Annotated in this window: 14 protein-coding genes; 6 read left to right on the forward strand and 8 right to left on the reverse strand. The window is 52.5% G+C overall.

Features of this window, described 5'->3' with window-relative positions; all coding sequences use genetic code 11:
* Positions 1–4: 4 nt before the first annotated feature.
* The 5 genes from FLQ03_RS11290 to FLQ03_RS11310 form a co-directional block, all read right to left on the reverse strand.
* Positions 5–688 (reverse strand): TIR domain-containing protein, encoded by a 684-nt coding sequence (locus FLQ03_RS11290; RefSeq protein WP_144373387.1) that lies wholly within the window; start codon positions 686–688, stop codon positions 5–7.
* 90 nt (positions 689–778) lie between these two features.
* A complete protein-coding gene (locus tag FLQ03_RS11295; protein WP_144373388.1) occupies positions 779–1339 on the reverse strand; it encodes a TIR domain-containing protein in 561 nt (186 codons plus the stop codon).
* A 2-nt stretch (positions 1340–1341) separates the two neighbouring features.
* Positions 1342–2184, reverse strand: a complete 843-nt coding sequence (locus FLQ03_RS11300; protein ID WP_144373389.1) for a macro domain-containing protein — start codon at positions 2182–2184, stop codon at positions 1342–1344.
* 385 nt (positions 2185–2569) lie between these two features.
* Entirely contained in the window at positions 2570–3664 is a 1095-nt protein-coding gene (locus tag FLQ03_RS11305; protein ID WP_144373390.1) for a helix-turn-helix domain-containing protein, read from the reverse strand.
* Positions 3621–4244, reverse strand: coding sequence for a hypothetical protein (locus FLQ03_RS11310; protein ID WP_144373391.1), 624 nt, complete (start codon positions 4242–4244; stop codon positions 3621–3623). Before FLQ03_RS11310 ends, FLQ03_RS11305 begins: the two co-directional genes overlap by 44 nt.
* Positions 4245–4405: 161 nt before the next feature.
* On the opposite strand from FLQ03_RS11310, the gene FLQ03_RS19685 reads away from it, so the two are divergent.
* Positions 4406–4729: a helix-turn-helix domain-containing protein gene (locus FLQ03_RS19685; protein ID WP_170252393.1), complete on the forward strand. Its 324-nt coding sequence runs from the start codon at positions 4406–4408 to the stop codon at positions 4727–4729.
* Positions 4730–5074: 345 nt separating this feature from the next.
* Here FLQ03_RS19685 and FLQ03_RS11320 read toward each other — a convergent pair whose 3' ends face one another.
* Positions 5075–6046 carry a hypothetical protein gene (locus tag FLQ03_RS11320; RefSeq protein ID WP_144373393.1) on the reverse strand — a complete coding sequence of 324 codons (972 nt, stop codon included), beginning with the start codon at positions 6044–6046 and terminating at the stop codon, positions 5075–5077.
* A gap of 164 nt (positions 6047–6210) precedes the next feature.
* On the opposite strand from FLQ03_RS11320, the gene FLQ03_RS11325 reads away from it, so the two are divergent.
* The 5 genes from FLQ03_RS11325 (at position 6211) to FLQ03_RS11345 (ending at position 12258) form a co-directional block, all read left to right on the forward strand.
* A complete protein-coding gene (locus FLQ03_RS11325; protein ID WP_144373394.1) occupies positions 6211–6414 on the forward strand; it encodes a helix-turn-helix transcriptional regulator in 204 nt (67 codons plus the stop codon).
* Between the two features lie 254 nt (positions 6415–6668).
* Positions 6669–7256 carry a TnsA endonuclease N-terminal domain-containing protein gene (locus FLQ03_RS11330; protein WP_170252394.1) on the forward strand — a complete coding sequence of 196 codons (588 nt, stop codon included), beginning with the start codon at positions 6669–6671 and terminating at the stop codon, positions 7254–7256.
* Positions 7243–9210 carry a DDE-type integrase/transposase/recombinase gene (locus FLQ03_RS11335; protein ID WP_144373396.1) on the forward strand — a complete coding sequence of 656 codons (1968 nt, stop codon included), beginning with the start codon at positions 7243–7245 and terminating at the stop codon, positions 9208–9210. The genes FLQ03_RS11330 and FLQ03_RS11335 overlap by 14 nt, the downstream gene beginning before the upstream one ends.
* Complete coding sequence (locus tag FLQ03_RS11340) at positions 9207–10247, forward strand: TniB family NTP-binding protein (protein ID WP_144373397.1); 1041 nt, start codon at positions 9207–9209, stop codon at positions 10245–10247. Before FLQ03_RS11335 ends, FLQ03_RS11340 begins: the two co-directional genes overlap by 4 nt.
* A gap of 10 nt (positions 10248–10257) precedes the next feature.
* Positions 10258–12258 carry a TniQ family protein gene (locus FLQ03_RS11345; RefSeq protein ID WP_170252395.1) on the forward strand — a complete coding sequence of 667 codons (2001 nt, stop codon included), beginning with the start codon at positions 10258–10260 and terminating at the stop codon, positions 12256–12258.
* Positions 12259–12578: 320 nt separating this feature from the next.
* On the opposite strand, the gene FLQ03_RS19130 is transcribed toward FLQ03_RS11345, so the two are convergent.
* Both FLQ03_RS19130 and FLQ03_RS11355 read right to left on the reverse strand, forming a co-directional pair.
* Positions 12579–14303 (reverse strand): YecA family protein, encoded by a 1725-nt coding sequence (locus FLQ03_RS19130; RefSeq protein WP_170252396.1) that lies wholly within the window; start codon positions 14301–14303, stop codon positions 12579–12581.
* A 149-nt stretch (positions 14304–14452) separates the two neighbouring features.
* On the reverse strand, positions 14453–15090 hold a 638-nt coding region (locus FLQ03_RS11355), incomplete at its 5' end, for an IS3 family transposase (protein ID WP_144373399.1).

Genomic DNA, 15090 nt, shown 5'->3' on the forward strand with positions numbered 1-15090 from the left:
ACTTTCAAAGCCGCCCGATATCAATTTTATAACCTTGAGCAGCCATTTCTTTAGCGAGCAAAACAGACCCATCGGTTACAGAGTCCTTAAAGGGGATATAGATCAACCCTTGAATATCAGATGGACGCTCCATATTCTCTTGCTGCTTTAGAAGAATTGCGACATTTTTCCGCCCAAGTTTAGCAAGCATCATTCCCAATTCAAGCACGACATTTTGACGTGCTCGATAAGCTCTTTCGTCTTCGTGCCCATCCCGAAACCCGATATCATCAGGAGTCGCAAGCACCACAGCAAAATTGGCCTCACTGGTGTGTTTTTCCAGCTTCTCAATGATTGTCTGGCCTTCGCTTGGTAGCTGATCAAGAATTAGCGGGTCAAGATCCCAACGGCGGAGCATCGCTTCGAGTTGTGCACGAGAATCTACGTCGTGACCATAAACAACAAAAACCTTCTTTCGTGTAGCCACCGTCGTGGCAACGACAGGCACCACACCATTCTGAACAGCTAAGCCCAGAAGAGCTTTTACTTGTTCGACATGCTGCCCCTGGGGGGTGACGGTTCCCTTATCGTATACGTTCACCTTCGCACCATTCCTGAAGGAAAACTGAATGCCATAAGGAATGATCTTTTCTTCATCTAAGACAAAGCCATTGTCTTGAAGTATCCCTAACACTTCTTCTTTCTTCACGAAATCTCTCCTCGTACGTAGTTAACGATGGCGTTGCAACACCTGCCAAGTGCATCCATTCATCATGTGTACTTTCTCGTGCGATGCCGCCTAGCGCTTTATGAGTCCCCAACCAACCTGTGTTTCACGGTTATAGAAGCCGTAGCCATTAGTCGGATACGTTGTGTTCGAGACGCCAAATTGATCAATAGCATCAAGAACAGCAGGCAGCTTGAACGGGATATGAATTACACGAGCAGTGTTGTTCATGATGCGAGATGCAAGTGCTGGGGGCCAATAGTGCGAGAGCTCCGCCGGAGCCAGTATTGAGTCATAGTCCGGATAGACGGCAATGATCGGCATCTGACACTCATCTATAGCGTAGGTGATCTCGAATGGAACCCAGTCGGTATCGTTTTTCGTTGTCGCTGTCAGGACAAGGACCATATGCTTAGAGTTGTTAAGCCGAGTGATCAGCGCGCGGCGTAATGTTTCCCTTGTTGACGAATCTCGTACTGCCGATGTTTTCTCATGGCTGTTGATCAATTTGAAATCGATGTTCTTGTTAGCACTCCACATCTTCATCGTGTTGTAGTACTTAATATCAGATGCAGTTGGGTCAGTCGTACCGCCTGCATGGAAGGCGACATAGGTGCCATTACGGTAAGCCATTTTTAACTCCAAAAAGTTGCAACCGAGTCCAAGTCAATTTCATCATATCGAGACGGGTGAATGACAACCTCTATTTCGAGCGCGACTTGATTTTTCTTTGTTTCGTTAACGAGTACTAAGAGGATAATTTGCAACAGTTGGTTGGAGGGCAAGCCAATACCAGATAAGCCAGAACCGACTAGTGGAACAACCAGTTTCTCTCCACCGAGGACAAGGCGAGCCTTTGCGCACAATCCCTCAAGGGCTCGCACTAGGTCTGGTAAAGACGCAGAAGCCTTGAATGTTGTGATATTGGTAGTGCAAAGCGCAAAGAGAAGGAATCGATGTGAGTTGGTCCGAATGCTTGCCGTGGTGCCAATGTCAAATCGGCTAGTTTTTCCACCGGGACGTTGTACTTGCACGCTCGATGTATTAACAAGATCAGCCGCTACCAATTGGTCAAAAGACGCATGGTGCCCACCAAAAAAGCGATCAATAACAATCCCGTGGAGGGACTTTGGAGAGACGGGTAGTCCAAGCTCGCTATCAAAGTACTCGTTCACAGGAATAGCTAAATGACCAGCATGATCAAAAATATCACCGAAGGATACGGTTACCTTTGTATTCGAATGACCAACCTTGAACTGAATGGATCGACACTGGTATGCGCGAAAACATGAAATAAGAATACTCAGGATTACTAGACCAAAATAGTAACGTACTCCTTGGAGCTTTATTTCCGGAAAAAAATATGAGAATGATTCAACCAACGTCCAAATGACGCTGAACGCGAGAAAAATTTCACTAATGAACCTAAGTGGATGGCGCCTAACTCCAAGGGCCACTGGGTGAAAGATTTTTTTCATAGAATCGCATAATGCTTATTGAAGTCTTAATGCTGCTATCAGAAGCCGTCTTGTCTTCTGACACCGACACCCTCTCCATAACCCAGAGTCACTGATGGTGCTTTAATTCGTTTGGTGTTACTTACGTAATCTTCGGTACAGCGCTTAACGCTCAGAAAAGAAGCAAGATTTTAAGATAATCAAGCATACACAGCGAAAGGCGGTAATGGCTACGTAACATGTTTTCCGGAGTAAACCAAAGATCAGTTTTTCACCAACATCTGTCATGCTAGCACATCACATGACATTATACTAAGTTCGAAGTGTAACCGCCCCTCTTCAGGAGCCGGTTACACTCCGACCGAAGCAGTCTATTGGCTTATCATTTAAAACGGCCAGTCAAGCATTACTTAATAACTTGCAACGAAGGGCGATTCGGGAGGGTGAGATCATACATCTTGGCGACTTCATCGAGATGCAGATGCAGAATGGAAGCAAGTTCTTCTTGGCTGTATCCCATGTTCTTCGTCATGTTCTCGAGCAAACCCATCATCAAGGTCGGCTGCTCCTGTGGAAAATCCAATCGCTCAGGTTCTCGTGTACGGAAACCCTTGAAAGACATCTGTCGCCACATGTACTCGTACTTTGACTGGTCAATCCTATTGAGGGTGCGGGCACGGTAGATCAAGGCTGCCATGGAAACACGCCAATACGGTTTCATGTAGGCAGCCTTCTCAACAGTCAATCCACGTAGTTCTGCTCCGATATCGCTCTCCGGCATCAGTAATGCCGACGCAAACTGGTTGGCTTCATCTTCCATGTGGAGCGTTGGATAAGGGTGCATGACAAGGTGACCAATCTCGTGGGCAAGCGTGAAACGCATGCGATCTGCTGGCTGAACTTTGTTTAGAAAGATCACGGGGGGCAGCCCTGGAACGTGATAGCTGACACCATCCAGTTTGGCATCTCCCATCTCGCAGTGCACAACGATACAACCAGCTCGCTCAGCAAATTCAGTCAAATTTTGGATTGGCCCACTAGGTACATACCAAGCACGCCGTACATGGGCTGCGATTTTATCTATGTCCCCATCATAATCATCAGGATCATAATGTGGCAGTTGGAGCTCAGGCCTCAAGTCCACGCTCTCCAGCAGAGTGCGAAGATGGCTGATGCGTACGTTCAGCTCGGCAATTAGCTGGTCCAGTACCTTTTGCCCTGTCGTAGCTTTCTTCCGATACATTGGGTGGGCACTCATCGGCGCACCATATACGCGGTCAGACTGGCAGAAAAAAGAAACTGGGCAGTTTAGCGACTGTGCCAGTTTCTCAATACCGTCCTCAGTGACCGGACGAAGACCTTGCTCCCATTTAGACAAGGTCCCCTGCGATATGCCGGCCCGCTCAGCCAGTTCCGTTTGGCTGATTCCATTCATGCGGCGCCGAAGCGCCAAAAGATCAGGACGAAACTCTTCGATCCTGCTGTTCCTGTGTTCCTTCATTATCGTGCTCTTCTCTACGCGGCTGCAGCACTCGATCTGCCACCGATCGCTCCTCCTGCATAGTCTGTGGAGGGGCAAAAGGCAGCACATTTTGCTTGTTTTCATTGTCATTGAGAAGGTCAAGTGTCCAGACAACGCGGTCGTGATCACGCTGGACGAGGGCAACCCGCTCGATTTCTGCTTCTAACTTATCTAGGACATACACCAGATCCAGCATGACAACACCGTTGTACAGGTCTTCCTCTGGGTCATTGAATGCCAGTGACAATGCGGTACGCACGTTGCTGGAGAGTAGCTGCTCGTTCCCCTTCTTCATGCGCACAAAGATGCGTTCGCCAATGAGAAGTCCGTCCCAAGTATTACGAACCTTTACAACTTGGATGCCATCCCGCCCTTCGAACAGGCGTTTGGCATGTGTAACCATTTGGTTCCAAACGTTGTTGGCACGCACACGCTTGTGTTGCATGTGGGCTGCAATGGAGCTTGTTAGCCAATCGGTCCAAGCCAACTGGATAATTTCAGCGAACTCCGACAAATAGGGCGACAACAGTTCGGCTTCATCAGCAGTAATACGCGGCATCAACAATGTACCTTAATGGTGGTTTGATCCTTCCATGATAGCGGCAACAACAAAAACAACAACAAATTATTCCACATTTTATTCCTTCAAAGAAGAAATGTACATAAATTTGCCTATTTATGGCATATTCATGTGACTTCAAAAGATCATTTGTAGCTGACATGCAACTTCATACTTTTGTGAAACAGCTGCATCTCCTACTCGAGGCGCGCAACGGCGGACGCATCACCCGAGACGAGATGGCCACTCGCCTTGGAGTTAGTCGGCGTACTTACACAGAGTACTTGCGAGGTGTGAATAAGCCACTAGGGATGCGTGCGCTGCTAGATCTACTATGTCAGCTTGAGGAGCGGGACCAGGTAGAGTTATTGCGACGCTGGCGAGAAGGCAAATTGAAGCAGACTCACACGGCAATTGCTGAGAACGCCCCGATGACCAGACGTCACGACCCAGCCGCGACAATTGCCAGAAAAAGTACCGAATGAGCCCCAGTCAGGTGCTTGCTGCCCTGAGTTTGGCTGGATGATTGACTGCTTTGATCAATAAAGATTGGTGGTATACTTAATTGAATAGACACAGGGTTTTCCGGAAACGGTCGTGCCCTGTCATTTGAGGAAAAGCCCGCCCCGAGCGGGCTTTGGCCTTTCTGAGCCCCCTCACGCAGACCTAGCGCTACGCTGAACTCGTGCATTTCTTGCACAAGTTGGACCCGCCCTACTCGAACGCGATGTGCAAAAAGTGCACACAGCTGCCCGCACCCGATCATCACAAGCATCGTGCTGATGAGTGTGTACCAATTTTGCACACACTGTGCTTCACAGGGCCTAGCATCAAGCGTTTGCCGCTTCGACTACCGACTCTTGCGAGGCTTTGCGCTTCCCGTGATGAAGTGTCCCTTCTATTGCCAGCCATCTGTTCAGGTACTTCAGCTTCAGTAGCCAGGCACCCGCTCGTGTTTCATAAGGGTCGATGCGTTCAAGTAGCCGAGGCTCAACGGCTTGCGCAGGCAACCGCGGAAAGTCATGCCCAAGCACCTTCAGCAAACGATCGTTCTCCATGGAGAAGGCCTGTATTGCTCGAATTGATCGGTCACTAAATCCGGGCCTCTCCTGCCAAAGCAGGTGCGCTAGCAGTTTGTGTGCTTGATCAGGCCGGTACTTCAGGCGCTCCGCGTCCTTCATACACAGGACGCGGTATTGCTCTGCCACTCGACACCCGTTCCGGTAGCGCTTTGCTTTATCGGCAATCGTGCCAGGTGCCGATTTTGACCGAGAGTGCTCGTTGCAATACACCTCACCAAACCGACTAAGTCTTGGGCATAACCGACACAGTGCATGACACCGGATCTGATCGAGCTGATGGGTCATGCTTGCCAGTATCAAGACGTCTTCAATAGAAAACCCAACCCTATCCGCCTCTCTTGCCTGCAGCGCCTGATAAAGCTCTTTGAGCTTCAGCGACGGATCGCCACTTCCGTGCTGCTGCTCCCATCTCTTTTGCCGGGCGGGGAAGCGCTCCCACTCCCATATCTCATCGAGATCCACCGTATCGAGCAGCGCTTCAAGCAGTGAGGCAGCGACGAACGATCGGGTATCGGCAGAAGACTTGAAGAACCCAGGTAACACATCAATGGCAGACAAGCGACCTGGCACATTGGCTACCCGAAGCCTGTACTTCCCGGCGATCTCCTCATCCCGAAATACACGATGCCCTTTCATACCTAGGCTGTAGATCGCCGCTTGGTGCAGTGCCCAGAGGCCCTGATACGCGAGCCACAACGTTTGAGGAAGGTCTGTCGCCATTGCACGGTCTTATAAAACACTCACCACAATCTGAGAAACCAGAAAAAACACAAACAAATCATTAAGTTAGTACGATTTTCTGGTCGGCTAATTTGTACATGAGTACTCCAGCATCAGATCGATCGATATGGAAGAATGAATAGACCTGTCGGCAAAGGATTGCAATGCAGCCTCAACTGAACGCAAAAGAGCTCGCCAAGCTGCTGAATGTGTCTGCGCGGACTTTGGAGAGTCTGATCGCTACCGACCAAGCGCCGCCGCACTATCGCTTGGGCAAGGTACGTCGTTGGGATCCTGAAATGGTCCAGCAATGGATTTGTGAGCGTGCCGCTCAAGAGAAACGGAAAGGAGAAGACGCGGAGAAATAACGAACAACTGACGATAGCAACAAAAAACCGAATACCCCGAGCGGGACATCCGGCTTCTTGCCTGTCCGAAGGACAGAATTACTGCGACTGGTAATCTCAGTATTTCTTTCTCGGCAGGCGAAGTCAAGCCCCGCTCGTCCCTACATTTCTCATCATCACGGCGTTGTTGGCCGTGATGTAAGGAGTTGACGATGCCTGCCCCAAAAAATGGTCGTGTCCGTAACGTCGTTACGCGCTCTGGCCGCAAATTCAGAATGAAAGTCCCCTCTCGCAAGCTGGGACGCATGATCCACTGCGAGAGCCCTCTCGAAGGTGATGTGGTCCGCTACCTGGATGCCTTGCCATTCGTCATGCACATTCAAGAGCAACCACGGACGATTCCGTTAGCCGATGCCGAGCGATCCGGCTCGTATACCCCGGACCTGGAGATCGTCCTATCTGACGGCAGTACGCTGATCATTGAGGTCAAGGCAGAGAAAGACCTTTGGCGACCGGATACGAAAAGCCGCTTGGAACTGGCTGCTCAGCATCTACGACAAATCGGCCAAAGCTTCCGCATCCTTACCGATACGGATGTCCGAAGCCATTCCCTGCAGCAAAACCTTCGGCATCTCAAACGCGGCTGGCACCGGCCAGGCCCTACGCCCCAGATGAAAATGGCTGTACGCCAGCTGTTGCAAGAGTCGCCCCGCCATCTCGAAGACTTGCAAAAGCTCCTCGGTGACGGCTTCGACCTGTGGGTGTTTATTGCCCACCAACTCGTGGAGATAGACCTGTTTTCTCCGGTAACGGCAAACACCGTTGTCACCCTGGCAGGAGGTGCGAACCATGAAGCGCGCTAATCTTCGCAAGGGTCTGGTTTTCGTTGAAAACCTCAAACGATGGACACTGCTCAAGAAAACCGTCCACGGTTTGTACCAGCTAGAGAGTTTGGACGGAGAGATCCGCAACATGAGCGAGAAGGAGCTTCTCGAGGGCTGGCGCAGCGGCGTTCTGGTTATCGATGAAGCCTCGTTGGGGCAAACCGGTGACCTGCTTTACACCGCCAGCCCTAAAACACTCAGCATGTTCAGCGAGCGAGCCCGCCAAGGCGCGTTACGCAAAAAGACGTATCTGGACGCCCTCGACCCGGCAAACAATCCCTACCAAAAAGACTCTTGGGCGTCAGTCATTGCCCAGACAGCAGAGAAGATCGGCGATCCGCACCCTCCCGGTGCCAGTACGGTTCACCGCTGGTGGTCCATCTATCGACAATCCAAATGCGTAACGAAACTGGTAAAACGCAGACCGCGTCAGCTTAAACGCGATCCGCGGATTGAGATCTTCGAGGCCGTCGTGGCTGAAAAGTATCTAAATCGCCAGAAGGTATTCAAGATCACCATCGCACAGGAGGTATGCCGGCGCATCGACCGTCTGAACGAAACACTCCCTGCCGTTGCCCAGCTATCCCATCCATCGAAAGCCACGGTTTACCGCTGGCTCGACGCCTTGCAACAGGATGTGATTGATCAGGGAAGGCTGAGTGGTGATGCGGTCCGAATCAAACACCGCTCAGTAACCGGCACCATCAAAGTGGACCAGATACTCGATCGGGTCGAAATCGACCACACCCCTATTGATTTGATCGTAATTGATACATGGACAGGTCTCGTCTTAGGGCGTCCTTGGCTGACTATCGTTCTGGACCGTAAAAGCCGCATGGTGCTCGGCTTTTATCTGACCTTCAATCCACCATCTACCACCTCAGTCTTGATGGCACTACGGCACGCCATGCTTTCGAAGGATGGGTGGGTCGCGCAGTTTGACATGGTGAATGGACACTGGCCGTGCTATGGCATCCCGCTGCTGATTGCGGTCGACAATGGCATGGAATTTCATAGTGCAGGGCTAGAAGAAGCATGTCTGGAGCTGGGCATTGATTTGCTGCTCTGTCCGGCAAAAGAACCCTTCTACAAAGGTGCGGTTGAACGGTTCTTCCGCACGCTCAACAGCGGGTTAATCCATAAGTTACCCGGCACTACCTTTTCGAACCCGGATATGCGCGGCGACTATCCATCAGAAGATATGGCCGTGATTGACCTGCCGACGCTCAATGCACTGGTTACCAAATGGATAGTCGATGTTTACGCCATCACGCCACATCGCGGACTGAACGGGCAGACACCCATATCTGTGTGGATGGATGGCCTGAAAGTCATTTCCCCATCGCTGCCTGCATTTCCTGTGGAACTGGATACGATCGTTGGCCTGCCAGCAAAAAGGACGCTGTTTCACTACGGTCTGGAACTGGAAGGGCTGACCTACAACAACAGAGCACTCCAGCAGCTGCGGCTACGTGCTGGTTACCCCATCAAGATTGAACTTCGCTTCTACGATCATTCCGTTGAGTTTGTGGACGTCTACGACGCCCAGGCCGAGGAATTCATTCGTGTTCCAGCGGTTAATGAGGATTACACCAAAGGGCTGACCAGACACCTGCATCGCCTTATCTCGGCAGAATCCAAGCGTCGGTATGGGTCAGATCCGACGCAAAGTCAGCGCCTACAGGCCAGGCACGAGATTGAGCTTGAAGTCGCCAAGGCACTCAAGGGCAAAAAGATGGGCCTCCGCAAAAAGGCATACCAAGTCCTCATGAACGGCGGTGACCGTCCACCTCAAGGTCGGGAAACCGCCTTTGATATTGCACGCGAATCGCTGTCTCCGTGGACTTCACCTGCAGAAGCACTACCCGATGGTCTAGAAGACGATTTGCCAGACTTTGGCGCCACCGGCGATCTACCGGAGGATCCGCAATGAACAGCCCCATCACCTTATTGCAATCACGCCTAGGCGACCAGACTCAAGCGGCCATCAGTCTTGGGCGCTTCACTGGTTTTTCGCTAAGGTCTCACGTTCTTCGCTTGCCACAGCTCATCGATACCCAGTGCCGTCTTGCCAGGCTACACGAGTATGTGATCCGAAATCACTGTGGCGGTGGAATGCTACTGGTCGGCGCCGCCGGTCTTGGCAAAACAACCATCATCGAAAGCTATGCTGCGATGTTCCCACGTGATGAATCGACAGAAATCACACAGGTGCCAATCCTGCTAGTCGATATGCCCAGTGCACCATCCGTGAAGTCCATAACCGAAGCGCTCCTACATAACCTGGGCTACAGACGCTACCGGTCTCTTGATGCTGAGCGCAAAAGCCTGATCCTGCGAGATCTGCTCAAGCAGTGTGGTGTTCAGTTGATTGTGATCGATAACTTCCAGCACCTGGAGAACACGACATCGGTGCGAGAGGCACGTCGCTGCATAGACTGGCTGAAAAGCCTGGCAGACCTGCGGGGGCTCGGGCTTGTTCTGGTGGGTCTTCCCGAGGTGGAAGCCGGACTGAATATTCGTGCGGATATCCAGCGTCGCTTCGCGCATCGGATCTATCTGTACCCACTGTCTGCAGAAATAGAAGCAGAGTGGGATGTGTTCCGAGGACTGCTACGATCACTGCAGAAACTGCTCCCCCTACCTACCGACACACCATTGCACGAGGCCAATCTCGCCAGAAGATTCTGGTTCGCCACCTACGGTGTTATCGACTACGTTGCCAAACTGTTGGAGTCCGCCGTAATGGTGGCCCAGGAGTTGGGCCTTGAGTGTATTTCTCAGGAAGTCGTAGCAGAGGCCTTCAGACGGAGCATCTGGCCGCATGCCCCAGCCAAGCTGAACCCATTCGTGACGCAGGCTGCACTACGGCCGCTGGATGCCAAGGGTGAGCCATTTCATCTTAGTCGTGACCACTGTCTACGTGCCGCTCATGCCTCCAAGGCATCTGCGCCGTTCACGCTCGCATAAGGGGAAACTCATGGATCCCTTAAAGCAGAGGCAGATCGAACAGCAGATCCTGCGGAGGCAAGCCTATGACAGCCTGCTGGTTCGCCCACGCCCACAACCCGGTGAAGGACCCAAGTCCTACTTCATGCGATTGGCAGAGCCCAATTGGCTGAAACCGTCGCAAATCACCAGAGATGGTTTAACTTTCGAACCGACCATCCTCTTTGAAGCCCGCCTGCTCCCCGAACAGTCCCAGGCACCTATCGAGCATGCTTACGCCCAGGTAGTTGCAGACAGCCGTGCTCGGCACCGACGACTGTGGAATCCCCATCGCCGGGTTTGCCCATGTTGTCTGAGCGAGCGGGCTGTAGGCGATGTGGGTTGGGAGCTAATATTTCATGATGCCTGCCCCAAACACGGCGTCTGGCTGGTTGATCGCTGCAGTAACTGTGGCCGGCACCTGACCTTTGAGAGTGGCACGGTCAGGAGGTGCTCATGTGATGCTGATCTGGCTCAGGAGCCGGTAAGCGAGGCACCGCCAGGCGTCATCTGGCTCTCACAGATCATCCGGGATACGTTTTACCCGCAGGAGAGTGTGAGACCGGCTCATCTCGCTCAGCTGCAATCCATTGATCTCTTTCGCCTGATTTTGCTACTCGGTGCCGGGATGGATCCAGCCAGGGCGAGTATCCCGAACAAGCCATCCAAGCTTGGGCGGTTGGAGCACTCATGGCCGATTACTTCCAGAGCAGCTGAGATCCTTGGTGATTGGCCTGCGGGCTTTCACCGTGCCCTCTCCACCCTGGCATCACGAGGGCATGATGTCCGGGATAATGGCCGACTGGTCGATGCGCTGGGTGCATCTTATCGGTACCTGCTCTCAGAAATGAGAACACCCGAGTTTGCCCCGGTTTACAACGAGTTCTGCGCTTGGGTCGAATCATCATGGACGGGCTCATTGGCCAAACGTAACCGGGCATTGCTGGATCAGATCGTTGAGAACCGCCAATGGATTCCCGCCAAAAGTGCGTGCGAAAAGCTACGGATCGGTATTTCACGGCTCCGGTTCTATGTCGAGACGCGTGAACTAGAGGCCGAGGAAATCATTAGCAAGTCAGGCCGTCGCTTCATGGTGGTCAACCGTCTGCAAGTTGACGCGCTGAGACAGAAGCTGGAGAGCAACTCTCTTGTCGATTTGCGTACGGTAACGGAGTCCCTTGGGCTATCAAAGCAGCGTATGAAAAACTTGCTCCTCCCACTGTTCCCTGGTGCCCGCAAAATGCACCCGACCTCCCGTAACTGGGAGGTCGAGCTTGGCGAAGTGGAAGGATTGCTTTCCATCGGGAGCGCCTTACCCGTCGTGAACATTCCGGATGAAGGCTGCGCCAGTCTTGGCCATCTACTACGTTACAGCGGATGGCGGCCAGATGTTGTGGCCCAACTGCTGATCGCCGTAAAAACCGGAGATATTCAGCCCGTGGCCAAGTGCCAAACCATGAGAGGAATCGCTGCCTGGGTATTCAGCAAAAACGAGCTCACTCGCTGGCTTGGCGTTTTTGGGGAGGGAAAGGGAACGTGGCTATCAACCAAGCATGCGGCCACCGAGTTGGGGCTGAGCGAGTTAGGTGTTTTACATCTGATCCGTACCGGCCTGCTGGAAACCACGCGCAGGCTAGGACGTTCAGGCGTCAGCTACTTCACTCATCGAGAAGAGCTACAGCACTTCAGGGAGCGGTACCTGATTCTCAAGCATGTTGCCGATCAACTTGGCGTAGGCTCGAAGAAGGTCGCTATAATGCTACGCGGGCACGGGTTCCACCCCGTCCTTGATCATCGAGTTGTCCGAAGCGCCCCCACCATCTATCCGAGAGGACCAGACTTGGATAGTGTGGTTGCAGGGCTTCTCGGGGAGAAGGCTCCGTTGATCCTGGTACCGAGCCCATCAGTACAAAGTGAAAGTCCCACCCCCGAAGGGATGGGACCGGATTGTGAAGCACTGCAGCGAGACTCTCGTAGGAAAATCTCATCTTAAGTGCGAACGCGGCAAACGAAGGTTCACCCGCAAGTGAGATTCTTCAGCAAGCTCAGCTAGGGATATCCCACTTACGATGGGAACCTACAAGAATTGTAGGTTCTCTTTCTAAGTGAGATCTTCTCAGTTAGTGAGATTGTAAAATGTGCGCAGGATCCCACAAGTCTCTAGATTTTGGGGAATCTGATCTCCGCTTAGCAAATGGCCTCCAAGTTGGAGGCCATTTTCATTTCCTGGCGTTGGAGCGACTTACTTCATGATTGAAGTGAGTCCGCAGTTTGGCCTAGGCGGACTACCCAGCTCAGTAGACGCACTAGCCGCTACCGACTAGCTTTAGTCTGTCGTTTGGGCAGGCAGCATCGCTTGTACTTCTTTCCGCTTCCACAGGGGCACAGGTCATTGCGGCCGATCTTGCCAAAGTTGGCGACGGAGCACGCGAGCCGCTTTTCTTTCAAATCGGTCGCTTTTTCTCTAAACCGTTCAAGATGTTCGCAAGAAAGTCCGTGCAATGTGACGGTCGACATCGAGACCCGGGTCGGACCATCCGGGCCATATGTCAACTCGAGCAGGATACGGTCAGATTCGCCAGTGGCAATCATAGCGACCTGCGTATGTTCAGTGGCCTTTTCGTGGCCCTGCTCAACCAAGCCCTCGATGTTTACAAATATTGTCAACCGTACGTTACCAGCCGTTGACAAGGGCAAACAGCGGCCGCGCTGCGGGATTGCTGCCAGCTCCTCGTCAATCCATCTGCTCAGTTCAGCTCGCAAGTCTCCATCAAGATCGAGCAGGTAGCTCGCGATTCGAGAGCGGAGGGGCTGTTCTTGCTTTGCGAGGAAATCGACAAGCTCCCGGAGTCGAGGTGGAATTTCCTGTGTCGGCAAGGACGGATCATTAGATTCTGTGAGCTTCGCTGAGAAGTACGCGTCGATCGCAGATCGATATCCATTGAATTGCAATTGAGCCCCACTCTGAGAAAGCTCGTCCGCATGCATCGCGTAGTTGTTGTGCTCGAGGTAGAGCCCGAGATGGTCCAGCTCGTCGTCGAGCTGAAGTTTTTCCGACGGAGCGGCACGCATGCGCTGTTCGACAAAGTGGAGGAAGTCGAGCGGACCGGCAAAGATGTCGCTATATACGCGCAGGTCCGAGAGCGAAAGCGACCAGACGGACGCATCGCCGACGTCAACTCCGATCTTGTGCAGATGCTGAGCTTGAGCTGCGAGTTCAGTGAAGGGGTCAAGCGTGACTGCACAAATGGTCTTACAACGAAAATCACCAGTGCGCAACTTGCCAATTGATCGATACTTTGCGTCGAAGATGTCAACTTCTTCGGCGCTTTCCAAATACTTCAGGAAGCGCTGGCCCTGCTTGCTGGGTGCTCCGACGAGCGCCTCCAACGATTTGACGTACGCGGGTAGGTCATTGGCAGGAGATGTGTAAGTGAATGCACCAGCCTTCACTTCGATGATGAATAGGTGGTCGTCGTATACAATGAGGCAATCGGCTTCAGCCAAGTTTTTTGCGCCGCCAGACGCCGAGAAAACCGGATAGTAGATTTCGCGAAATACGGTCGCTCCTGGCAGTAACTGGGTAAAATAATCTACTGGCAGGTTTTCCGAGATTTCCTTCCGATTTCGGATCCACTCCTGCTTTTCAGCCTCTGACCGCTGGAATATCCGCTTTTCTAATTGGCGATAAAAGTTGTCAAAAAGCGAATGGAGTTCAAAGCAGTAGTACGTATCGTTGAGCTTAAGGAACGGACGTCTGAATATCGGCTGGATCCGAAGCGGCCAGCCTTTGAACTCACCATCGGCAAGAAAATCCGTTTCCTGGCTGGGCGCCCACGAGAAATCATCGAGGAAAGCAGCTGGTAAATTAGTAACCTTTCGAAGATCGAAGAGGCCCATATTCCCGATCGCTTCCGCGTTCCTGTTCAGGGTATCACCATGACCGAGGCGGTTGGCTGCCTCGAAAATCAATTCACCCACAGATTTGGACTGCAAGTCAGCCCCCTTCTGCTCGATCATCCGCTGGACTTCGGTCATGACTTCGGTATGCAGATTGAACAGGGATGTCAACGCCTCATGAAACCCAAAAGTCAACGACTGCCAAAGTTTTCCAAGCTCAGCCACAAGTTCGCTTGAGGAGATCCCATACGCGGCTTCGATCAGTTTGGTGAATCGCCCCGGCTTCTCTAGACACTCCGGAGCTGTTGGAAATACTGCTTCTCGTACTCTACCGGCGATAGCCCGTTTGCGGAACCATGCCGGCGCTTCGGGTTGTAGAACATCTCGATGTAATCGAAGATGTCTCGTCGGGCTTCCTCCCGGTCGTGATAGGTTTTTCGCTTGATACGCTCCCGCTTCAGCAACTGGAAGAAACTCTCCGCCACGGCATTGTCGTGGCAGTTCCCGCGTCGACTCATGCTGGGCACCAAGCGATGGGCCTTCAGGAAGTCCTGCCAGTCGTAACTACTGAACTGGCTCCCCTGATCGGAATGTACTAGCACCTCCTGCTTGGGCTGACGTCGCCATACCGCCATCAACAGGGCATTCAGCACCAGCTCTCTATCGATACGTGACTGCATCGACCAGCCAATGACCTGTCGCGAGAACAGGTCGAGCACCACCGCCAGGTACAACCATCCCTCATGCGTGCGGATGTACGTGATATCCGTCACCCAGACCTTATTCGGCGCATCCACAGTGAACTGGCGTTGCAGATGGTTCGGTACCACTACCGCCGGTCGGCCACTGTAATGCCCGGGGCGTCGGTGGTAGCCCGTCTGCGAACGCAGACCCTCCTGCTTCATCAGTCGTGCCACGCGATGTT

It is taken from the genome of Vogesella urethralis (assembly GCF_007644045.2).
Classification (GTDB): domain Bacteria; phylum Pseudomonadota; class Gammaproteobacteria; order Burkholderiales; family Chromobacteriaceae; genus Vogesella; species Vogesella urethralis.